At 34.3% G+C, this 22,985-nt stretch carries 16 protein-coding genes; 7 read left to right on the top strand and 9 right to left on the bottom strand.

All coding sequences use genetic code 11. From position 1 onward, the window contains the following. Positions 1–2: 2 nt before the first annotated feature. From QMG60_RS17075 to QMG60_RS17065, 3 genes are all read right to left on the bottom strand, one after another. A complete protein-coding gene (locus QMG60_RS17075; RefSeq protein WP_134142910.1) occupies positions 3–437 on the bottom strand; it encodes a response regulator in 435 nt (144 codons plus the stop codon). After that, positions 434–1,885 (bottom strand): ATP-binding protein, encoded by a 1,452-nt coding sequence (locus tag QMG60_RS17070; protein ID WP_281865762.1) that lies wholly within the window; start codon positions 1,883–1,885, stop codon positions 434–436. Before QMG60_RS17070 ends, QMG60_RS17075 begins: the two co-directional genes overlap by 4 nt. 111 nt (positions 1,886–1,996) lie before the next feature. Continuing rightward, positions 1,997–2,374, bottom strand: coding sequence for a response regulator (locus tag QMG60_RS17065; RefSeq protein ID WP_057114997.1), 378 nt, complete (start codon positions 2,372–2,374; stop codon positions 1,997–1,999). 519 nt (positions 2,375–2,893) lie between these two features. Between QMG60_RS17065 and QMG60_RS17060 the strand changes: the two genes are divergently transcribed. Then, entirely contained in the window at positions 2,894–3,271 is a 378-nt protein-coding gene (locus QMG60_RS17060; RefSeq protein WP_281865761.1) for a nuclear transport factor 2 family protein, read from the top strand. Between the two features lie 95 nt (positions 3,272–3,366). Here QMG60_RS17060 and QMG60_RS17055 read toward each other — a convergent pair whose 3' ends face one another. Continuing rightward, on the bottom strand, positions 3,367–3,999 hold the full coding sequence (locus tag QMG60_RS17055; protein ID WP_281865760.1) for a DNA-3-methyladenine glycosylase: 633 nt from the start codon (positions 3,997–3,999) through the stop codon (positions 3,367–3,369). 285 nt (positions 4,000–4,284) lie between these two features. On the opposite strand from QMG60_RS17055, the gene egtD reads away from it, so the two are divergent. Continuing rightward, on the top strand, positions 4,285–5,277 hold the full coding sequence (gene egtD, locus QMG60_RS17050) for an L-histidine N(alpha)-methyltransferase (RefSeq protein ID WP_134142907.1): 993 nt from the start codon (positions 4,285–4,287) through the stop codon (positions 5,275–5,277). 11 nt (positions 5,278–5,288) lie between these two features. Beyond that, positions 5,289–6,470: an ergothioneine biosynthesis protein EgtB gene (gene egtB / locus QMG60_RS17045; RefSeq protein WP_281865759.1), complete on the top strand. Its 1,182-nt coding sequence runs from the start codon at positions 5,289–5,291 to the stop codon at positions 6,468–6,470. 50 nt (positions 6,471–6,520) lie between these two features. Here the strand turns inward: egtB and QMG60_RS17040 are convergent, their stop codons facing one another. Continuing rightward, positions 6,521–7,507: an SDR family NAD(P)-dependent oxidoreductase gene (locus tag QMG60_RS17040; RefSeq protein ID WP_281865758.1), complete on the bottom strand. Its 987-nt coding sequence runs from the start codon at positions 7,505–7,507 to the stop codon at positions 6,521–6,523. 310 nt (positions 7,508–7,817) lie between these two features. Between QMG60_RS17040 and QMG60_RS17035 the strand changes: the two genes are divergently transcribed. Beyond that, on the top strand, positions 7,818–8,834 hold the full coding sequence (locus QMG60_RS17035; RefSeq protein WP_281865757.1) for an aldo/keto reductase: 1,017 nt from the start codon (positions 7,818–7,820) through the stop codon (positions 8,832–8,834). 187 nt (positions 8,835–9,021) lie between these two features. Beyond that, the gene (locus QMG60_RS17030; protein WP_281865756.1) at positions 9,022–9,381 is read left to right on the top strand and encodes a hypothetical protein; all 360 of its coding nucleotides are present in this window, start codon (positions 9,022–9,024) and stop codon (positions 9,379–9,381) included. Positions 9,382–9,431: 50 nt separating this feature from the next. Here QMG60_RS17030 and QMG60_RS17025 read toward each other — a convergent pair whose 3' ends face one another. From QMG60_RS17025 to QMG60_RS17010, 4 genes are all read right to left on the bottom strand, one after another. Then, positions 9,432–9,956: a PPC domain-containing DNA-binding protein gene (locus QMG60_RS17025; protein WP_281865755.1), complete on the bottom strand. Its 525-nt coding sequence runs from the start codon at positions 9,954–9,956 to the stop codon at positions 9,432–9,434. Positions 9,957–9,973: 17 nt separating this feature from the next. Further along, positions 9,974–11,506 carry a glycosyl hydrolase family 32 gene (locus QMG60_RS17020; RefSeq protein WP_281865754.1) on the bottom strand — a complete coding sequence of 511 codons (1,533 nt, stop codon included), beginning with the start codon at positions 11,504–11,506 and terminating at the stop codon, positions 9,974–9,976. Positions 11,507–11,634: 128 nt separating this feature from the next. Then, positions 11,635–13,815, bottom strand: coding sequence for an HAD-IIB family hydrolase (locus QMG60_RS17015; RefSeq protein ID WP_281865753.1), 2,181 nt, complete (start codon positions 13,813–13,815; stop codon positions 11,635–11,637). A 172-nt stretch (positions 13,816–13,987) separates the two neighbouring features. Further along, positions 13,988–14,887 carry a carbohydrate kinase gene (locus QMG60_RS17010; protein WP_281865752.1) on the bottom strand — a complete coding sequence of 300 codons (900 nt, stop codon included), beginning with the start codon at positions 14,885–14,887 and terminating at the stop codon, positions 13,988–13,990. A 372-nt stretch (positions 14,888–15,259) separates the two neighbouring features. Here QMG60_RS17010 and QMG60_RS17005 point away from each other — a divergent pair, with 372 nt between their 5' ends. Beyond that, positions 15,260–16,888, top strand: a complete 1,629-nt coding sequence (locus tag QMG60_RS17005; protein WP_281865751.1) for a T9SS type A sorting domain-containing protein — start codon at positions 15,260–15,262, stop codon at positions 16,886–16,888. Between the two features lies 1 nt (position 16,889). Next, positions 16,890–22,964 (top strand): DUF5977 domain-containing protein, encoded by a 6,075-nt coding sequence (locus QMG60_RS17000; RefSeq protein ID WP_281865750.1) that lies wholly within the window; start codon positions 16,890–16,892, stop codon positions 22,962–22,964. Positions 22,965–22,985 lie beyond the last annotated feature (21 nt).

The raw sequence follows: 22,985 nt of genomic DNA, 5'->3' as shown, positions 1-22,985 counted from the left end.
CTTTAAACGCTTTCGTCCAATAATATTTTACGCAGATGAAACTGTACAAAAGCATCCATTGAATCAGGTCTTTTGGTATTGTCTGTATAATTGAGAGGCTTTATAATATAGCCTGATATTCCTAAATTTTCTGCATTGATGCGGTCATTACTTTCAGAGGAGGTAGTCATTATAAAAACTTTCAGGTCTTTTAATTTTTCATCTCCACGTATGATTTTAAGAAACTCTATTCCATTCATTCTTGGCATATTAATGTCCAAAAGAATTACATCAGGATAAAGAGCTTTACCAGTTTCACCACGTAGAAGATGCAACGCTTCAAGTCCGTTATAAGCGGTATGAAGCTCGTATTGGATTTCTAGCTTTTTTAATGAACGTTCTACAGATATAGTGTCCAGTTCATCATCTTCAATTAGTAAAATGGTGGGTGTTTTCATATTCTTTTATTATTTTTCCAAGTGAAAGTAAATGTTGTTCCTTCTCCCAATCGTGAGTGTACTTGTATGCTTTCTCCCTGATCGTCAATAATTTTTTTCACAATTGCCAGACCAACACCAGTGCTTTCCATTTCATTTTTTTCTCGGAGTGTTTGAAAGATTTCAAATATTTTCTTGTGATATTCGGGATCAATTCCAATTCCATAATCTTTTACGGAAAATTCGTAAACATCTAAAATTGTCAGGCAATCAATTTCAATACGGCCCTCGTTTGGTTTTGAATACTTAACGGCATTGCTGATTAAATTAGAAAATACCTGTTCAAGTTTAAGACGCTCGGTAAAAATTTCAGGCAGGTTACGCAATTCAACAGTAAAATCCCTCGGTACTATGGCTTGAGTGATTTCATTTACAAGTGCATTTGTATCAACTAATTCGGGAGCTGATTTCTGGTTGATGCGGGCATAGTCGAGCAGTCCGTTGATCAAAGCTTCCATGCGTTGAGTTCTTTTAGGTATGATGTTTAAATAATTGCGAAGAGCAGGAGAAATTTCCTCCGACAAGTCTTCTTCAATCCAGGTGATAACATTATAAATCCCACGCAGCGGCGCCTTTAGATCATGAGAAACCACATAAGCAAATTTATTAAGTTCTTCATTTTTGTTTTCTAGTTCCTGAATATTCTTCTCTAATTTTTGGGACATGATGTTTAAAGAGGAGGCTAAGGCGCTAAGCTCGTCGTTTTTAGAATCCCGAACTATGGTAAAACGACCTTTTGAAATGGTATCAGCAAGACGCACCATCGAATTAATGCGGTTGGTTATCATAATTACAATATAAGCAGTACTGCATATTCCAGCGAAAATAGTCAGGGACAAGAAAATCAAAGAATATGTTCTTGTCTTATGAAGGGAATGCAACAGCATTTCACTATGATGTTTTCGAGTTTTATATTCTAACTTGTCAAATCTTTTAAATTTAGCTGTTATAGAATCATTAATATTCTTACCGACATGTTTTCGAAGTTTGGAATCTAACAGTAACTGATAAGTTTCAGGGTTTTCCATTCTGGCGTTTATTATTTCAGCAGTATAGACAAGCCATGCATCATGAAGCACGGCTACTGAGTCCAAAATACGACGCTGTGTTTCATTATCATCAATAAGTTTATGCTGTTGTTTTAAGAATAGTGGTACTTTCTCCAGTCCCTTGTAATAGGGGCGCAGAAAAGTAGTATCATTAGTAAGCAGGTAGCCCCTCAAAGCACTTTGCATTTCCAGTATAGCTCTATGGGTTTTGTTTGAGTTACGGATCACATCTTCTGATTTGGAGAGAAACTGTGAGTTGAGATGCACTTTACGAGATAAGCGGTAATTCGTATATGAATCTGCAACAGAAAGTAATATGATCAGCGAAAACGCCAGAAGTATTTGTGTTGATAATTTCATTTTCCAACTGTTATAAAGCCCCGTAAATGGTCAGTTTCTTTAACGATAAAAATAGCGGGAAATATGCTGTTTTTGAAAATGAATACATTACCAATCTCAGGTGTAAATTTCTCACGCTGTATAATGGGCTAGAATTTTTTTCATTTCATCAAAGTCACTTGGTTTGGATATATATTCATCAGCCCCATAGTTTCTTGCTTTGCGTTTTATCTCTTCCATCTGTGAAGTAGAAAAAATAATAACTGGGATGTTTTTTATAATTTCCTGCTTTTTTATTTCAATTAAAAACTCAAAACCAGACATAATAGGCATATTCAAATCAAGGAATATTATATCAGGTTTAAGTTCTTTTAGAATCAATTTGTTAAGCGCTTCTACAGGATTATGCATAGAAGTATATCCCGCTTGAGATACTGCCTGGAGCGCTTCCATAAAAAATTCGCAGTCGTCAATATCGTCATCTATCTGCAGTATATTTTTATAATTCATTTTAGTTTGCTGTTAAATTAAAGTGCAATAATTAGGAAGCCTCATTAACCAAAGCTCGATGTGCGAGCCGTTAAAGTATTGGTGAGTTAGAGAAGCATTTTGCATTCGTCTAATCTTCATTTTTAAATTTTGGGACAACCGGATTTAATTATGCTGTTAATTAACAAACAGTAAAAATTTTGAGTAATTTTTTTTCATATTAGATTTTTAGATGTATAGAATTTGGTAACTGAAAAGTAAAATTACGGCAACAATTAAATTTATATAATTTCAACTTCGATTTATATAATTAACATTTTAAATTGTTTTTTAATCAAATTAATACAACTAATTGGGTGGAATATTTTTATTAAATCCATTTCATTTAAAGAATTTACCTTGCTGTAAATTAAAATCTACATATCTGAAATTTTCTCGCTTTGAATGATCAAACTCCACATTAAATCTATGTTAAAAATGTAACGCATTTCGATTTTAGTTTGAATTTTGTATAACTGTTTAATTAATAATAAGATAGTCATGGAAAAGCAAATTATTGAACTGGAAAAAAAATATTGGCAGGGAATGGAAAATCACGATTATGAAACGGTTAAACAACTTACTCATTTTCCCTGTATAATCGCTGGAAAGAATGGTGTGCAAAGTGTAAATGAAAATAAGTTTAAAAAGATGTTTGAGTCAGGAGATGGAGATAAAATAAAAGTATTGAATATTTCTGATATTGAAGCGCAGTTACTTACTGAAAATACGGCGATAATAGCTTATTCAATAGAATTAGGAATGGCAGATGGCACAAAAAAAAGTTCTATGAAATGTGCCTGCACTTCTACTTGGATTAAAGAAAATAATAACTGGGTTTGTGCTCTACACACCGAAGCTGAACTATTGCAGCAATAAATTATTCTATTTTAGATTCACGATAAAAAAATCACGAATCGTCAAAATCTCGTAATAGTTAGTACGAGATTTTTTAATTATGAATAAAGCTGCATTTAAATTTTATTTGGTTTACTGACATATTTATTTCCCTTAATGAAAAATCTCCACGGGAGTAAGGCATGATCTTGACCATAAGCTACGCCAACTCTAGGCGATGCTGCAATTTGTTCCTCTTTATAACGGATGCCATGATCTTCAACCCATATTTCATCGCCGCCTAAATCTTTTTTATTAAAAGAGCGATCAATTCCTAAGGCTTTTGCTGCAGAGCCAGGTCCAGCCGAAATTGCGCCTTTTGAAGCAGACATTTTCCGTCTCTCTTCCATAATATCTTTTCCTATCAATGGTTCGATACCTCGTATTAAAACGGCATGTGGTTCGCCTTCAACAGAACTTACAATATTAAACAAGTGATGAATTCCATAACAGAGATAAACATAAGAAATACCGCCTTGGCTGTAAAGTGTTTCTGTTCTATCAGTTCTTCGTCCGCCATATGCGTGAGAAGCTTTATCATGTACACCAAAATAGGCTTCTGTTTCAACAATTATTCCAGCAGTTATTTTTCCATCGATTTGAGTAAAAAGTACTTTTCCCAAAAGATCTTTCGCAAGGAAAATAACATCTTGGTTTAGAAAATAAGAAAATGGCAGTTTAATAGGAGTTGTGAAAGATAATTTAGTCATTCTAGGTTTTTCATTTATCATTAAAGAAAGTAAAAATTACGGAGAATTTTTGGATCAAGTATTAAGTGGTATAAAATAATTGTAATTGAATTTTTAAGGATGAGTAAAATATAATGTCTGTCACAGCTACTAATGATGGTTGCTGCAGTTTTTTTAAGTTAAGATTCTGTTTAATAAAGAACTTATCAGACATGAATAAAACGTACCTTTAAGTAAGAAAAAGTTACAGTTATAATATCTCTAATTAAATGGGGAATTATTTTCTGTCAAAAAAATGCGATACATATGAAATTATTTGAAACAGCTATAAAAGAAAATATAGAAACAGAAGAACAAAATAAAAATAATTTTCTTCAGGATGTAATTGCTGGTTTACGGCAGCATCCAAAACATCTCCAGTCAAAATATTTTTATGATCAACGTGGCGACACACTTTTTCAGGAAATTATGAACTTACCTGAATATTATTTGACTCGCTGTGAAATGGATATTTTTGAAAATAAAACTGCTGAAATAGCGGCTGGTATTAATGCAGATCAAACGCCATTTGATTTAATTGAATTGGGGGCCGGCGATGCATCAAAATCAATGCATTTGCTGCGATATCTAAAAAATGAACTTACAGATTTTAGATACATGCCAATTGATATATCAGGAAATATACTTTCGGTTTTAGATGAAAAATTAAAGAAAAATATACCAGGCCTAGATATTTTATGTCTTGAAGGAGAATATTTTGACATGTTGCACAAAGCTGCACAACTTTCCTCTCGTAGAAAAGTGATATTGTTTTTAGGAAGTAATATAGGGAATATGGAGTTAGAAGAAGCCTATCGATTTTGTTTTGAACTGAGAAAGAATCTCAATAAAGGAGATATAGTTATGATTGGCTTTGACTTAAAAAAAGAACCTAATACAATTCTTAATGCATACAATGATGCAAAAGGAGTAACAGCTTCCTTTAACCTTAATCTGCTTGAGCGTATTAATAAAGAGCTGAAAGCTGATTTTAAGGTGGATAAATTTGAGCATTATGAAACTTATGATCCTCTTAGCGGCGCGTGCAGAAGTTATCTAATTAGTCTTGAAGATCAGAAGGTTTCTATTGATGACGCTGTATTTCATTTTGCCGAAAATGAGGCAGTTTATATGGAGGTTTCACAGAAATTCTCTACTGAAGATACCGAGAAAATGGCCGCACAGTCGGGATTTACACAGGTTTATAGCATTAAGGATAGCAAGGAGTGGTTTGTCGATGCGTTTTGGAAAGCCGTTTAAAAACAATAATTATGGAACAGACAGCACAAAAAAATGATGCGCTATTAATATTATCGCAGTACAAAAAAATACGCAGACATTCTGAGACAATATGCCGTCCACTTGAAATAGAGGATTATGTAGTACAGCCTATTGCAGATGTGAGTCCGCCCAAATGGCATTTAGGACATACAACTTGGTTTTTTGAGACTTTTATTCTTATTCCGAATTTTCAAGGATATAAAGAATTCAATCCACAGTACAACTTTGTTTTTAACAGCTATTATGAAACTGTAGGAGCCAGAGTAGTGCGTACAGACCGTGGTAATCTAAGCCGTCCGTCGGTTGCCGATATATATGCATACCGAGCCTATGTCGATGAACAGATGGAAGCTTATTTAAATCACCATAATGATCTTTCAGACGAGCTTTACGCTGTTTTAGAATTAGGTTTGAACCACGAACAGCAGCATCAAGAACTTCTATTAACCGACATTAAATATATTTTAGGGCACAATCCACTTTTTCCTGTCTATAAAGAAATGGAAGAAGTTATTGTAAAAAGAGAAGAATCTCCATTTATTGCGATGCCAGAGGACATTTATGAAATAGGATTTAACGGGACAGGTTTTAGTTTTGATAACGAGTCTGGAAGACATAAAAAGTATTTAGAAGCTTTTGAAATCTCTTCAACTCTTGTAACAAATGCAGAATATTTGCAATTTATGGAAGAGGGTGGTTATGAGAATTTTAAATACTGGCATTCCGAAGGCTGGGACTGGGTTACACAGCAAAAGGCAAAAGCACCACTTTATTGGCATTCTATTGATGGTAAATGGCAGCACTATACGCTGGGCGGATTGCAGGATATTGATCCACTTGATCTAGTCTGCCATGTGAATTTTTATGAAGCTTCGGCGTTTGCAGCATGGAAGGGTATGAGACTGCCTACAGAAGAAGAATGGGAAGCAGCGTCTAATCATTTTAATTGGGGTGAAAGATGGGAATGGACGGGAAGCGCCTATCTTCCTTATCCTAGGTATAAGAAAGAAGCAGGTGCGATTGGTGAGTATAACGGTAAATTTATGGTCAATCAGATGGTTTTAAGAGGAGCTTCAATCGCTACTCCACAAGGTCACAGTCGTTCGTCATATCGTAATTTTTTCCATCCAAAACACCAATGGCAATTTTCAGGAATTCGTCTGGTAAAATAGAAAGTTATTTATAATAATATTTTTTTGGCGAAAACATACAAGCTCGATTTTTACAGCTTTTTACTCACTAATAGTAAAGCTGCAGTCATACCTAATCCTGCAAGCAGTCCTAAACCGAAGTTATGAGTAGTTTTTGACGGAAGTTTTCCATGAACTCGAAGAGGTTCTTTAGAGTTTTCCAAAACATTTCCAGGATTATTTTCCTTAGTGTCGTTAAGCTTCATTTTTAGCCTTACGGCTGCAGATGCTGTATTAATCACAGTTTTTGGAAACAATCGATAAAGGCTTGTTATTGCCGCAGCGGGAAAATCGGGAAATATATCTTTTTTAGGATGTTTTGCTAGTTCTACCATTTTAGCTGCGGTATTACGTGGATCAGAAGCAATAAATGGAATTTTCATATCAAACCCCGAGTATTTTGCTGAATGCAGATTTCCAGTTGAATTTTGTAACTGAGGATATAGATTACAGATGTGAATATTTGAACGGTTTGATATTTCACCTTGGAGACATTCCATCATACCTTTTATTCCAAATTTTGAAGCAGAATACACAGCGCTATAAGGCGCAGGCATAAATCCACCAATAGATATGTTATTAATTAAAATTCCTTCATCTTGATTCTTAAAAATTTTAATGACATTATAAGCTCCATGCATGTATCCGAACAAATTGGTTTTAATGACCTGCTGATGAATTTCTAAAGGAATTTCTTCAAATTTTCCGCTGGCCATCACTCCGGCATTGTTTACCCATATATCAATTTTACCATTTATAGAAAGAGCTTCTTTAACCACTTTCTCAACATCTTCAGCAATTGACATGTCTGCACTTACACCAACACACAAAACATTTAAACTTCGGCAATAGTCAACAACTTCATTAATACCTTTCTGACCTCTAGCAACTGCAACAATATTACATCCCTCTTTTGCAAATGCTTCTGCTGCAGCCCGGCCAACACCACTGCTTGCTCCAGTTATAACTACATTTTTTCCTTTAAGACTGTTTTCAAGTATTTTAATATCTTCCGTCATCTTTATTATTTTAAGTTGATAATTATTATTGTCCTATAACATTTATTTAAGTTACTAAAAATAATTTTTAGAGTGTTAAGCTTTAAGAAAACTTTAATTTACAGAAGATTAGTTCAGTTATGTTTGAATTGTCTCTTTTTTTTATACGACGAGTATTTATTGCTGTTAATAATGTAATCTTCGAATTGTAATTCTATATTATAAAAACCAAGATTTAGCAGAAATTTGTAAATCATTCTTCATTGGATGTATGAGCACTAATCTTTTTCTGTCTGTACGTTCATTCAGAATTTTTTAAAATAAAACTGCTATGGAACAAAATAATAACCAAAACAAACGTTATCGTCCCTTAAGTTTATCAGGACTGGGCGGTGTCGCAGCGGGAAACGGATTTCATGAAAATCCCGATACTAGTATTACGCAAGCATTGGCAGAGGCATGGAATAATGGTGTACGTTATTTTGACACTTCACCTTGGTATGGCTTAGGACTTAGTGAACGCCGCTTCGGGCATTTTCTTAGAAATAAAAAACGTGAAGAATTTACTCTTTCCACAAAAGTAGGCCGTTTGCTTACTCCAGACAAAGATTTCAAATTAGAAAATGGTTTGTGGAAAGGAAAACTTAATTTTTCTTATCGTTACGATTATTCCGCAGAAGGAACTAGAAGAAGTATCGAAGATAGTTTGCAACGCTTAGGCCTACCGTATTTGGATATTGTTTATATACACGATCTCTCTCCAGATAACGAAGATATGAAGGAAAACTGGACAAAGTACTTTGATGAAGCCATGAAAGGAGCAATTCCGGAACTAACCAAAATGCGTGAAGAAGGTATTATAAAGGCCTGGGGTTTTGGTGTAAATACTCTTGAACCAGCATTGAAAGCAATTGAGCAGGCAGATCCCGATATTTTCCTTTCAGCAACTCAATATTCCTTAATTAAGCACGAAGAGGCATTAAACAGGTTGTTTCCAGTATGTGAAGAAAGAAATATTTCTATTGTTGTAGGTGCTCCGCTAAATGCTGGCTTTCTGGCAGGTGTTGAACGATACGATTATTTTGGAACATTCCCTGACGGTGTAATTGAAAAGAGAAACAGACTGCTTGATATATCTATAAAACATGACGTTGACCTTCGAACAGCTGCGCTTCAGTTTTCGGCAACGCCTAAGGTTGTTTCCGCGGTTATTCCGGGAGCCTGGAATGCAGAACAGGTTTTTGAAAATGCCAATTCTTTCAAGAAATCAATTCCTAAAGCTTTTTGGGAAGAACTTAAACATGAAAAACTGATTGCAGAAAATGCTTCTGTGCCTAATGATAAATAAAATGTAAATTTCCAGAGGGGGGACTTAAGACAATTTTTTTAATGCTGAATAATTTATAGTAAGTACGAAAAGTATAAACAATACAGAGCCGTAGCTTATATAGATTATTTGTTTTTATTAATTTTTTTTTTTGCTGTAATTTTGTGTCATATTTATGCCTCAAAGGTGTAAATCATTATAATAACAAATGACTATACAAGATTTAGCAGGTAAATATTCCATTTCTGGAAGTAATCAAGATGAGAGTAACGAGATAACGTACAAAGGTATTTTAACGTTGACCTTAGATAAAAATAATAGAATTGCAGCGCATTGGCTCATTAACGATTCGCAGATTCAAAAAGGACATGGCTTTTTTAAGGATAATATTTTAGTAATTAATTTTAGTTACAAAGGAGACGATAAGAAAACTTATAAAGGTGTTGCAGTTTATAGATGCATTACCAAAGATGTCTTAAATGGATTTTGGTCAGAAAAACACGGAAATCCGCTATATTTGGGAGCAGAACATTGTTTAAGAATAGAAAGTACCGAACGATTAAATTAAATCTCGTAGAAAATCCAAACTAAATGTAGATATTAGATTTTCATTAATCTTTATTTCACACAAGGTAATTGTAAAACATTCGCATTCAAAGGCTTTTCAATTTTTCTTTCCAGCTTTTCATCATTTACGGTGATATAAATTTCCATCGAACCTGTTCCAACTTTTAGAGCAAGAATATGACCTCCGTAAGCATCAAATTTGTCATCGGTTGCAACTCCGTGCATGTGTATCGATGGTTTGTTTTCACTCCAAGCAATAGAACCAGTAATACTTCCCATTTCTACTTTATTGAAAGTTTTTGGATGAAATTTTTTTTCTCCAAAATCATAAAAACCAAAAGTAGCATCTTGGGCAAAACCAATTCCTGTAAAATTTGCTGATGGAATTTTTTGTTCTTTTGCCAGATTTTCAATTTGAGAAAGAACATTATCGCCTTCGCGAAGAACCATTAAATAACCATAATTTGTTTTGGTATAACGACATTTTTGAGTATCATTACTTTGCTGCGCTTGTGATAAATTAAAAACCAGACAAAAAAGTAGTCCAGAAATAATTCTTTTTATTTGAGTTTTCATAATCGTAAATTTTAAATTTAATTGGTATTTGTGCGGGTATCTAACTGCATAATTCTATTATAATCTTCGTTATATTTTTCCGGATCTGAAGCTGCATATTCATTTTCTGGTTCTGGAATTACATGAATTTTTGAATCGCTTATAGAGATAACTGCCGAGCAGACATAAATTCCAACTTTTCCTTCGTTGTATTTAAAATCCAACAAAGTTAATTTGACAATATCATTAATTGAAAGTTCATAGTAATTTCCGTAACGAATAATCTTAAAATAGATTTGTTTCTCTTCTCCAATTTCAAATTGATTGGTTTGAATATTTTCGAAGATAAAATTGTTCTTCACGTCTTTTTCATTAAATCCCCAAGCTCTAAACTGAACAAAACCATTCATAAAATCAATCGAAATATAATATCCTGTTCCTTCTTTGTCACATTCAATTACAAAGCCGGTTTTTCCCATTCCTTCAACAGCAAGAGTTCCTTCCCAGACAAAATCGCTTGAAGGTTTTTCGAAACCATAAATTTCGTAACCGCTTCGACAGCCAAAGCGCCATTTATTTTCATTCTCTAAAACAAATTCGGCAGTTGGATTTCCTAAAATAGGCAAAGGATGAGGCAGATCTTTTTGTAGGATGGTCTTTTGATAAAGCTTTTCCCAGTAATAATAGCTTTTTAAAAGAAGTCTTCCGCTTTTATCAATATCTAATTCTTTTGGCGGCGGAATAACTCGGTGTGTGTTCACATTTCCGTCAGCAAAATAAAAATTATAGACCAAAAAGTGTTTTCCATCTTTTACAACACGTGCGGCATAATTTCCTTGTGGCAGCAATACATTATTATGAAATGCAAAATATTCGCCTTTAAATTCAGGAGCAGACCAATAACGGACTTTAATATCTTCTCTAATAGATCCTAAAAGATAATGCATTCCCTTGATTTCGAAAACGCAAGGACATTCTACATCATCATAAACATAAGGAATGTGAAGCGGTTTTTGCAACACATATCCGTCTTTTTCTCTCTTGGCAACGCCAATGCAACCTCGGCGATATATTGGCCCAGAGGCACTTCTAGCACATATTAAGAGATAATCTTCACCTTTATATTGATATTTAAAAGGATCTCGAAAACTAATCCATTCTCGCGGATTATTATTTTTTCCTTCATAATGCGGTGCTTCGCTTTTAAACGGAAGTCCGTATAAGTTTTCCTTTTTCCAAGTAATTAAATCGGCAGAAATTGCTCGGCCAACTTTCTGTTCAATTCCTTTATCTTGACGTTTTAAGCCTGTATAATACATTTCATAGCCATCACCTTCCGATTTTTTACTGACATGCATAGTCCATAACATATCATCATCCCATTCTCCTGGATCGCCTACAAATAAGGCGTTTTTTACCCTTTTCCACGAAAGACCGTCTTTTGATACTGCATGAGCAATATAATCGTGATTTGGAATAATTAAATGAAATAAATGGTGAATTCCTTTTTCATCTATAAATACATCAACATCTCCAATTTCCCAACTACTAAACCCTGAACCTGAATACATTTTATTACTTATTTAATCTGTTAGTATTTTTTTTTTTGAAACACATAGAAATATATGCATTCATTTTTTATCAACTCAATAATATAAAATCTATGTTTCTATATATTTATTATTAAATAACCAGCCTGTTATTTAATGATTTTATAATGTTTCAATCCTTCTAAAATCCCTTCAGATGCTGCAGTTTTAGCGACGTAAATACTTTTTGTTGTCTCGTAATCTGCCAGCTCGGCACTTCTGTTTCCAACAATAATTCCTTTTACAGGACCTCTAAACATATCTACATCATTTCCTGAATCTCCTGCCGCAATGACATTTGACAACGGAATAGACCACTTACGGCATAAAAACTTGATTGCATTTCCTTTAGAAGCTCTCTTCGGAATAAAATCCAAAAACTGACCGTGACTCGGAATTATATTTACTTTGTACCAGCCCGTTCCTAAAACGCGGATTAGTTCTTCATGATCGTAGTTTTCCTTTTCATAGTAATAAGAAATTTTATAAGGATTCTGAGCTTCTTCTTCCTGTAGTTTGATCCATTTAACATCTTTCAATCTGTTTACAATGTCATCTCTTTTCCATCGTCCAGCTAAAAATTTTGCCCAGCCTTTGTCAAGAATATAATCTTTGCCGTTGGTATAATAAATTTCTGTTCCAACAGAGCAGATAATAAAGTCGGGGAGAGGAAATTCTTCTTCGTCAATTACTTTTTTGACCAAATCTAAATTTCGTCCAGAAGCCATTGCAAAAGCCATTTTATCCGTACGATTGATAAGATGTGTTTTTAATTCCTTTAAACCAGGATTGGCAAGTTTAGGTTCAATAAGAGTTCCGTCGATATCTGAAACTAACAAATGATCGATTTTTCTTTTTAAACGGCTGATATTAATATTAGGATAGTGCTGTTTTTTAATTCCAGCTCCAGAAGAAAGCGATAAATTTTCATTAATCAATTCAACATATTGATTGACGTGGCTTACCCAGCTGTAATGTTTTTGAATATTGATGGCGCCGTTATTAGAATAATATTTCCATTGATTTTCATCTGTTAAAATATTTCGAAGCGCTTTTTTAATTTGATTTTCTTCCTGCGGATCTACTAATTCTCCGTTTTGGCAGACAGGAATAATTTCTGATGGCCCTCCGTTTTTGGTAACAACCACAGGGAGTCCAGAACTTGCTGATTCAATAACGGTCAAACCGAAATTTTCATGCAAAGCCAAATTCACAAAAACACCTCTTTTTTCTGCGGCATATCGATAGATAATAGAAACTTCATTCTCGACATCATGCTTTTTAGGAATTGCCATTTTTCCATACAAATCGTATTTATCCATTAGCAGAAGCAGGTCAGTCAAAACGTTTTTTTCCGATTCTGGCATTTTGGCTATATCTTTTCGGATACCTGCAAAAATTACCAGATTGGCAATGCTTTGCAGTTCCTTATCTTTTCCGTAAACTTCAATTAAAGTGTTCAAGTTTTTGTGTCGGTCAGGTCTTGAAAGTGCCAGAATAATAGGCTTATGCGGATTGGTAAGAAATTTTGAAATGCTTTCTGAAACCCAGTATTTTCGCTGTATTTCTTCCATATTTTTTTCAGAATCGCCTTCTTGAAAATAATACGGAACAAACTTTCTAGTATCTATTCCCGGAGAAATCGCGTGGTATTTTCCTAATTCGAAATTTTTATAAGCTTTATAAGTTTCAATTTCCTGTTCGGTTGAAGTAACAATAAATTCTGAAAGTTCTAAGGTTCTTTCTTCAGCCGCCATTCTTGCTTTAAATTTGAATTTCTTTTCAAGATCTTCCTCAATTTGTCCGCTTTCTAATAATTTTTTCTTTTTGTAGAAACCTAATGAATGTCCTGTATGAGCAAAAGGAATATTTAAAATTGCTGATAATTCTGCAGCAGCATATCCGGCATCGGCATAATGAGAATGCAGCCAGTCGGGAAAAATGTTGTACTGTTTAATATGTTGTACAACGCCATTTACAAAAGTGTCCAAACCTTCCCAAAGTTGTTCTTTTGCCTTGTATTTTTTTCCTAAAAACGGAATTCGTCTGATGTCTAATTTTTCATTGATAATTTCAACTGGAACAGCGTATTCGGGAGAAAGAGAAGGATCGTCAATTAATCTTGTAAAAAGGTGAACATGCTCTACATCTTCATGTTGTGATAAAAATTCTGCTAATTCGTAAATGTATTTGGTTTGTCCTCCATTATCAGCATCTCGTCCAATTTCGAGACCAGAACCTTTTAGGAGTCCGTGAATATTTATAAGAGAAATTCGTAATTTTTTCATCATTCTTCATTATTGTTTGAAGCGACAAGTTACTATGCTCATGCTGATTTAGTAGAAATAATTACAGTTTTAATTTATATATTTCCCATGTTTTCCGTGCATTTTCTAATGTTATAACTATAAAAAAGCCCGATATTGAGATATCGGGCTTATATTAATAAATTTTAATTTAGTGCTAATTTTTATTTATTAAATCGTCAATAGCCACTAACGGAATTTCAGGGTTTGCACCATCCGATCCTGCTACTAAGGCTCCTGTAGCACAAGCAAAATTTAAAGCTTCCTGCGGTTCTTTGCCAGTTAAAAGAGAAGTCACTAAAGCGCCTAAGAAAGAATCTCCAGCACCAACAGTGTCGGCCACGTTAACTGTATAACCAGAATTTGAATAAAGATTTTTGTCCCATAGCAATAATGCTCCGTCTTTACCTTTCGTTACACATATTGCTTTTGCATTAGTTAAAGAACAGATAAAATTCATGTTTTCTTCTAAAGTATGAAAAGGAGAATCTAAAGCCTGGCTGATTTCTGTTATTTCTTCATCATTAAACTTGATAAAATCCGCAGACTGCATTAATTGTTGTAGAATCTCATATGTATAATTAGGCTTTCTTAAATTAACATCAAAAACTTTATAAGCATTCGTAATTAATAATTCTTCAAGCGCTTGTCTGGAGACCTCATCTCTGCAGACTAAACTTCCGTAGATTAAAACGTCTGCCTCTTGAACAGATTTTCTAGCTGTATCATTTGGAATAATTTTATCCCAAGCAGATGGATATAGAATTTCATAAGTTGCAGATTTACTTTCGTCTAAAGTTACATATACCAATCCTGTTGGAAAATCGTCTGATTTTAAAATCGTATCTGTATCTAATCCCAGTCGTTTTACCTCAGCGATAATTGCCTCACCATCCATATCATTTCCCACACAGCTTATCATATTTACATCGGCTCCTAAAGCTTTCATTCGCAGTGCTACATTAAGAGGAGCACCTCCAATTTTTTTTTCATTTCCAAAAATATCCCACAATACTTCTCCGAAAGCGACAGCTTTAAGTTTTTTGTTGTTAATCATTATAAATTTTGTTTTTGTATGTATTCAAGCAATTTTGATTTTGCAATTTTATAAAAATAGTGAAGATAGGTGGTATATGCAACTCAATTCTTGATTGATGTCTTTGAATTTTTGGATTGTTAACTAAAATTCAGTTTATTCAAAAATTTTAGTTTAAGCCATTGCTAATAAGTTACTGTCTTGAAAATTTTTAAATCCTTAATCTTTTAAGTCATTATTTTCTTTATAAGAAACAATCAACAAAAGTTAAATTTTTACGGAAAGCCGTAAAAAAATACCAAATTATTAAATTATTTTGGCAGCATAATTTACATAACCCCAAATTATATAAAAATGCTTATGCGGAAACTTTACCTACTGTTACTTTTTTTTGTGTCTTTTATTATCCATTCTCAAGATATACTTTGGGAAAAATCCTATGGAGGCACACATGCTGATTACCTTTTTGATGCCCAGCCAACAGCCGATTATGGCTTTATTTTGGCTGGAAGTTCACTTTCTAATAAAACGGGAAATAAGGCAGAAGACAATCATGGAGATTTAGATTATTGGATCTGGAAGATGACCGAAAAGGGAGAACTGGACTGGCAGAAAAGTTTTGGCGGTTCTGGTTTTGATATGCTTCAAAGTATCAAAAATACCAGTGACGGCGGATTTATTCTTGCAGGAACTTCAAGCTCAGCTAAGAGTTTTCAAAAGAAAGAAAATTGTAAAGGTCTTTCAGATTTTTGGGTAATTAAACTTAATGCAGCCGGAGATGAGCAGTGGCAGAGAACAATTGGAGGAATTGGTCAGGAAGAATTACTCTGTGCCTTTCAAACAAAGGATGGAGGTTATATTCTTGGAGGTTCTTCCAGCTCAAGTCCGAATTCTATCTCCACTTCAAAATTTGACGAAAAATCCTTAATAACCGATCCTTATGCTAAGTCGGAAAAAAGCAGAGGAAATATGGATTATTGGATCGTTAAATTAGATAAGCAAGGTGTAATAGAATGGCAGAAAACCTATGGTGGTCAATATGCAGATTTATTAAGGAGTATGGAGCAGACTTCGGATAACGGTTATATTCTGGCAGGTTATTCGAATTCACCTATTTCAGGCGATAAAACAGAAGGAAATAAAGGAGCTGGTGATTATTGGGTTTTAAAGCTTAATGATACAGGAGAAATTCAATGGCAGAAGGCTTATGGAGCAGATGGAGATGACCAGCCGTATGTAATACACCAGACTAAAGACGGCGGTTATATTATTGGCGGAAACTCAAACAGTTCTGGTGCATTGAGTAGTCAAGGTGGCATAGTCGGAAATGGAACTGATTATTGGATTTTAAAGCTGGATGAAGAAGGAGAGGTTGTCTGGAGTAAAACATTTGATTTTGGAAAAGTTGATATTTTAACATCGCTGGTAGAAAACAATGATGGAACTTATTTAATCGGAGGCCATGCACGTAATTCTGCTCCGAGATCAGGCGGCGGGCTAATGTCAAAAGCAGCAAGTTTGATTGTTAAAGAAAAAGATGGTATTAACGATTATATAGCTTTAAAAATTAACGATCAAGGAGAAGAAATTTGGAGCAAGACTGTAGGAAGCGGTGGAGAAGATATTCTTAGAAAGTTAATAGAAACTCGTGACGGCGGTTATCTGATGGCTGGTACATCTAATTCTGGTTCATCAAAAGATAAAAATTCCAATATCGGCTCTAATGACTTCTGGGTTGTAAAACTTAAGGATAAAGCCAAGGTAGAAAAAGTTAAAGCAAGCATTGAAGCTATCCCGAACCCAGTTTCGACTTATACCAATGTGATTATCGGCTATGATTTTAATAAAGGAACAGCAAGTGTTGTGGATATGTTAGGCCGCACACTACAGAATTTTGAAATCTCGAGTAGAACGGTTCCAGTTGACTTAAGTTACTATGCTGAAGGAATCTACATTATTAAAATCCAGACCGATGTTAAAACCGAATCGGTTAAAGTAATTAAAAGAATAACAGGTAAATAAAATGAAATATTTTATACTTTTCAAAAAGGCGTCAGGTTTTCTGCTGTCTTTAATATTGTTTTTGAGTTTTTCAATAACACTGCAAGCTCAAACAGAAAATAGTTCTCCAACACCGAATTTTGCACCTAAAACACCTGAAGCAGCTGCATTTTTAAAATATGGAGAATATCCTGTTGATTTATCTACTGGTGTACCAGGTATTTCAATACCATTATATAATATTGAGATAAATGGATTTAAACTTCCAATTTCTCTAGACTATCATGCATCTGGGATTAAAGTAAATCAAGAAGCTACATGGGTTGGTTTAGGATGGAATTTAAATGCTGGCGCTCAGGTGATTCTAAGTCCAAGAGATGAAATAGATGAAAATAATCCTTATATTGATGATATTCCTGATGATGACGGAATAATTGCCTTTTTTAAACTTCATCCTTATAAACATAATGATGTTTTGGCATTAAATTCAAATCTTGACCAATCGAGAGTAAAAGATTTATATGTGTTTTCTTCTCCCACAGCAAATGGAAGTTTTTATATAAAAAATTTTGCAAACAATGAAGTTGTAACAATACCTCCAAACGCATTTAAAGTAGATTTGATAGGAACAAGTAGGGAAAATATGAAATTTAAAATAACTGACCCACAAGGGAATGTGTATTCATTAAATACTACAGAGGTATCGCTTCGAACTATGACACATGACGATAGATATATTAGTGCCTGGTTTGTAGATGAAATCAAAACTCCTTCCAATAACAAAATTAATTTTACATATCAGGACGACGGTGGTTTTAATGATATAAGCACTTTTCAAAGAATACAGGTAATTAAAAGGGCCGTAAGTAAAAAAGAAGGAGCTAACGACGGAATTTGTGCTGAAATTCCATTGATAACAACCCGACTTGGAAACTTAATAACTCAGACGTCTAATACGCAGACACTTTCAAAAAAAATAAAAGAGATCGTTTTTAATGATGGTAAATCCAGAGTGTTATTTACAAAAACAGATGGGAGACTTGATGTTATTAATGGAAATGGTTTTTTAAATAAACTTGAAATTCAGCACCTTGAATTTGATGGCTTTTTATCGACAAAAGGTTTTGTTTTTCAATATTCCTATTTTGAAGAAGCTAATGGAAGTGTTGATTATTCGGGAAAGAGATTAAAATTAAATAAGATTATTGATCTCAATGGACAGGAACAGCAAAGCTTTGTGTATTCTAATATAGAAATCCCAAATAAAAATTCGAAGGCGCAGGACTATTTTGGGTATTATAACGGGGCTCTTAGTAATACTGATATGATACCAAAGCACTTTCTTGCTTCTCCTTATGTGATAGAAGTAGGGAAAGGAGATAGAAGGGTGAATACTTCTCTGAATCAAGCTGGTATTCTAAAAGAAATTCATTATCCAACCAAAGGTTACACTAAATTTAATTATGAAACTAATCAATTTTATGGTGTTGATACTTTTGGTAAATATGAATCAAGTAATGTTAACGGAAGTGTAATTCAGGGAACTGGGGGGGCAGTACCAGTAAAAGAAAGACCGGGTATTGATGGTATGGTATGTGACAATACAGATCCACAAGATTGTGTAAATTATGTATCATTACCTTTTACAGCCATAAATGGTGAAGGATTGTTAAGTTTTAAATTAAATAAACCTGCTGGAGATGATCCAACATTATACAAATACCACTATGCAAAAGTCAGGGTTATTTCTGGCGGAAATGAAGTATATAATTCCGGAAGTTTAGTTGGGCAGGAATATAATGTGCCAATTTCTCTTCCTGGCTCAGGCACAATAGAGGTTGAAGTTTATGGACAATATTATAGTGTACAAAACTTGCAGCTTAAATATGTTAATTATGATCCAGCACCCAAAAATGTTTTTGGGTCAGGTCTTCGCATTAGAAATATTGAAAATTATAATTTTGATAATACTTTACTTTCTAAAAAGGAATATGACTATTCTGATATAGGTGATCATAATATTTCCAGTGGTAAATTAATAAATGATTTAATTACTTCATATATCTCTCAACCATTCACAAATTATAATTTTATGACTTGTGGAACAGGTGAAGATTATCAAACCTCAGGATGTTTTGCAGCATCAGATGTTAATACGAGTTTTGATATTTCTTCAAATTCAAGATATGGTATTGAAGGAAATTCGGTAGTATATAAATATGTAAAGGAAAGTCAAATTGATGTACAGAATCATCTGAACAATGGGTACACTTTATATGAATTTACAACAAATGCTGATGATTTTCCTTTCGGGAACAATAACACCGCTTTACAAATCAATACTACATGGAAAAGAGGAAAGGTTTTAAATAAGAAGATTTTTAAAGCTGTGGCAGGAAGTAATTATTTGTTAGAGGAAGAGAAAAATGCTTATTTTGAAGATGCATCGAAAACTTCTTATTACAGTGGTTTTAAGATGTTTAGAAGAGCTAAGACGAATATCGTTGAATATCCAACCAACCCACTTACATTACTTTGTCCCTATAATGCTGATGGATATGATATAAAAGTATTGGATATTATAGAGCCACTAACTTATGATATTCCAATTTTGTGGTATTATCAGAAAACGTCAGAGAAAACGAGTTATTTTTATAACTCATCTAATAGTTTGACGGGAAAAGTAGCGACTACCACCAATTTTAATTACAATAATCCTTCGCATCTTCAATTAAGTTCGCAAACAACTACAAATTCAAAGGGCGAAATTTTAGAATCAAAGTATTTTTATGCGGGAGATACAGAAATGGCCACTAAACCATTTGTAAATGAGTTGAACAATGCTTACATGATTGGAATTCCTTTAAATACACAGACATTTAAAGGTGGAGTTAAAGTATCAGAGCAATTAACTAATTACGATAAAAGTCTTTCCACAAATAATTTATTACTTCCTAAAGCTGTATATGCTAACAAAGGCGCAGCAGTGATAGATTTAAATGCAGACAAGAAAATTACATATGATTTGTATGATGATAAAGGAAATGTTTTGCAGTATACTCCTGAGAGTGGAATTCCGGTTTCAATTGTATGGGGATACAATAAGACACACCCCATCGCTAAAATTGATAATGTAGCTTACTCTTCTATTTCTCCAGAAATAATCACAAATCTGCAGACTCTTTCCAATAGTGACCATGATAATTGTATGTCTGATAATTGTTCAGAACAGTTATTGCGAAATGCATTAAACTCATTTAGAGATTCTCTTCCAGATGCATTTGTTTCAACATATACCTACAATCCGCTTGTAGGAGTTACAAGTGTAACAGATCCAAAGGGATTATCTTCTTATTATGAATATGATAAAGAAGGCAGGTTAAGATTTATAAAGGATAAAGACTTAAATATACTTCAGAAATACTGTTACAATTATAAAGGCCAGACAATTGACTGTGGAGATAATTCATCAGGCAGTGTTGTAATTTATAAAAGCGAAGCACAGAACGGTTCATTTACAAAAAATAACTGCTCTTCTGGTGGTACTGGTTCAAGTGTAATATATAATCAGGCTGAAGGGGTAGCAATTTCTACAATTTCACAAGCTGATGCAAACACATTAGGACTGGCTAAATTCAATGCAGATGGACAGTCTTACGCCAACTCTAATGGATATTGTACTTATTACAGCACTGCCCAAAGCGGCTCATTTATTAAAAATAATTGTTCTGCGGGAGGAACTGGATCAAGTGTGTCTTATAGCCAAGGTGCTGGAATTTTAACTTCGACAATTTCTCAGGCAGATGCAGATGCGTTAGGTGTGGCAAAGTTCAATGCTGATGGTCAATCGTATGCCAATGCAAATGGATATTGTACATATTACAGTGCTGCCCAAAGTGGAACATTTAACAAAAATGATTGTGCTCTGGGCGGAGCAGGTTCAAGTGTATTTTACAGTCAAGCGGCTGGAGTTGTTACTTCAACAAACTCTCAGGCAGAAGCAGATGCATTAGGATTGGCTAAATTCAATACGGACGGACAAGTTTATGCTAATGCGAATGGTTATTGTACTTTTTACAGTGCAGTGCAAAATGGTTCTTTTACCAAAAATAATTGTTCTGCTGGGGGAGTAGGGTCATCTGTTGCTTACAGTCAATCAGCAGGAGCTTTAACATCTACGACTTCTCAAGCAGATGCAGATGCTTTAGGATATTCTAAATTTATTACGGATGGTCAAAATTATGCGAATGCCAATGGCTACTGTACCTATTATAGTGCTGCTCAAAGCGGATTATTTACTAAGAATAATTGTGCTTCAGGAGGCACAGGTTCTAGTGTATCTTACAGTCAATCAGCTGGAGTTGTTACTTCGACAAGTTCTCAAGCAGAAGCAGATGCATTAGGATATTCAAAGTTTATTAGTGATGGTCAGATATATGCTAATGCAAACGGATACTGCACATATTACAGCATTGCACGAAGTAATTTTTTTGTTAAGAATAATTGTCCCCCTGGTGGATATGGTGCAATGGTCACTTATAACCAAGCGGCAGGAGCAGTTACATCAACAATATCTCAGGCAGATGCAGATGCTTTAGGACTTGCTAAATTTAATACTGATGGTCAATTTAATGCGAATGTCAATGGGTATTGTACTTTTTACAGTGCTGCACAAAGCGGTTCATTTACCAAAAATAATTGTAGTCCTGGATCAACAGGTTCAAGCGTAGTTTATACTCAAGATAGCGGAGTGTTATCTTCTAATATTTCACAAGCTGACGCTGATGGTATAGGATTAGCAAAGTTTTATGCTGATGGTCAGGCTTATGCTAATGCAAATGGTTATTGTACATATTATAGTGCCGCAATGACTGGTCAATTTACCAAGAATAACTGTGCTGCCGGAGGATATGGATCAACCGTGACATACTCTCAGCCTGCTGGTTTCATGACATCGACATCCTCACAGGCAGACGCTGATGCATTAGGATTGTATTTCTTTAATGCGAATGGTCAATCGTATGCCAATGCAAATGGATATTGTACTTTTTACAGTTCTCCCCAATATGGATCATTTACTAAAAACAATTGTCCTTCAGGAAGTGCTGGTTCAACTGTCGCTTATGGGCAAAACTGGGGTGTTTTAAGTTCAACAATTTCACAGGCAGATGCAGATGCTTTAGGATATTCTAAATTTATTACAGATGGACAAGCTTATGCCAATGCTAATGGATATTGTACTTATTATAGTGCAGCACAAAGCGGTTCTTTTACCAAAAATAATTGTGCTTCAGGAGGAACGGGCTCAACAGTAGTCTATACTCAAGGAGCTGGGGTCTCTACATCTACAATTTCACAGGCCGATGCCGATGCACTAGGATATTCTAAATTTCTTAATGATGGACAAGCTTACGCCAATGCAAATGGTAATTGTACATTCTACAATGATGCTGTAAGTAAAATATTTTTTAGAAACAATTGTCCGGCAAATACAGATCCCGGCACATTTACTTATTCAGTACCTTTCGGTGCTTATACAAGTAATATATCTCAGGCACACGCTGATCAGCAAGCACAAAATGCAATCAATACCTATGGGCAAAATGCGGCAAATTTAGAAGCTGTTTGTACATTTTATAATGTAGCTAAATCTGGAACTTTTAATAGAAATAATTGCGGTGCAAATTATATAGGTGGTACAGTTGTTTACAGTGTGAGCGCACATTCCTATAGTTCTACAATTTCTCAGGAAGATGCAGATAACAAGGCCCAAGCCGATGTTAATAATAATGGACAGGTTTATGCTAATACAAATGGAACTTGCACAGCTATTCCTCAGCCGGTAACTTTTACTTATGAATATCTTTTTAGCAGCACAGCTAAGTTACTTTATCTTGATGTATATGCTTCTACAGCAAATCATTCTGGTGCAACTTTGTATTTTAACATAACATATGTTCGTTTAGTAGGAACTCAACAATCCACCCAGTCTTCTACTGTAGTGGTCAATCCTCAAATGGCAGATCAAAGTTTTGCAATTTCAGTAAATGCAAAAAGTATTGTAAGTGTTGAACTTGTAAACATTGTTAGAAATTAATAGTAAAAGAAAATTTAATAT

This window comes from Flavobacterium sp. GSB-24, assembly GCF_027924665.1.
In the GTDB taxonomy this organism is placed as follows: domain Bacteria; phylum Bacteroidota; class Bacteroidia; order Flavobacteriales; family Flavobacteriaceae; genus Flavobacterium.
The sequence above is the reverse complement of the archived record's forward strand: the minus strand, read 5'-3'. Positions and strand labels throughout refer to the sequence as shown.

Coding starts and splice junctions, on each gene's coding strand:
- QMG60_RS17075 (WP_134142910.1), bottom strand. CDS start 437: ATGAAAACACCCACCATTTTACTAATTGAAGATGATGAACTGGACACT.
- QMG60_RS17025 (WP_281865755.1), bottom strand. CDS start 9,956: ATGAAAACTCAAATAAAAAGAATTATTTCTGGACTACTTTTTTGTCTG.
- QMG60_RS17035 (WP_281865757.1), top strand. CDS start 7,818: ATGGAACAAAATAATAACCAAAACAAACGTTATCGTCCCTTAAGTTTA.
- QMG60_RS17030 (WP_281865756.1), top strand. CDS start 9,022: ATGACTATACAAGATTTAGCAGGTAAATATTCCATTTCTGGAAGTAAT.
- QMG60_RS17060 (WP_281865761.1), top strand. CDS start 2,894: ATGGAAAAGCAAATTATTGAACTGGAAAAAAAATATTGGCAGGGAATG.
- QMG60_RS17000 (WP_281865750.1), top strand. CDS start 16,890: ATGAAATATTTTATACTTTTCAAAAAGGCGTCAGGTTTTCTGCTGTCT.
- QMG60_RS17010 (WP_281865752.1), bottom strand. CDS start 14,887: ATGATTAACAACAAAAAACTTAAAGCTGTCGCTTTCGGAGAAGTATTG.
- QMG60_RS17070 (WP_281865762.1), bottom strand. CDS start 1,885: ATGAAATTATCAACACAAATACTTCTGGCGTTTTCGCTGATCATATTA.
- QMG60_RS17015 (WP_281865753.1), bottom strand. CDS start 13,815: ATGATGAAAAAATTACGAATTTCTCTTATAAATATTCACGGACTCCTA.
- QMG60_RS17020 (WP_281865754.1), bottom strand. CDS start 11,506: ATGTATTCAGGTTCAGGGTTTAGTAGTTGGGAAATTGGAGATGTTGAT.
- egtD (WP_134142907.1), top strand. CDS start 4,285: ATGAAATTATTTGAAACAGCTATAAAAGAAAATATAGAAACAGAAGAA.
- QMG60_RS17065 (WP_057114997.1), bottom strand. CDS start 2,374: ATGAATTATAAAAATATACTGCAGATAGATGACGATATTGACGACTGC.
- QMG60_RS17055 (WP_281865760.1), bottom strand. CDS start 3,999: ATGACTAAATTATCTTTCACAACTCCTATTAAACTGCCATTTTCTTAT.
- QMG60_RS17040 (WP_281865758.1), bottom strand. CDS start 7,507: ATGACGGAAGATATTAAAATACTTGAAAACAGTCTTAAAGGAAAAAAT.
- egtB (WP_281865759.1), top strand. CDS start 5,289: ATGGAACAGACAGCACAAAAAAATGATGCGCTATTAATATTATCGCAG.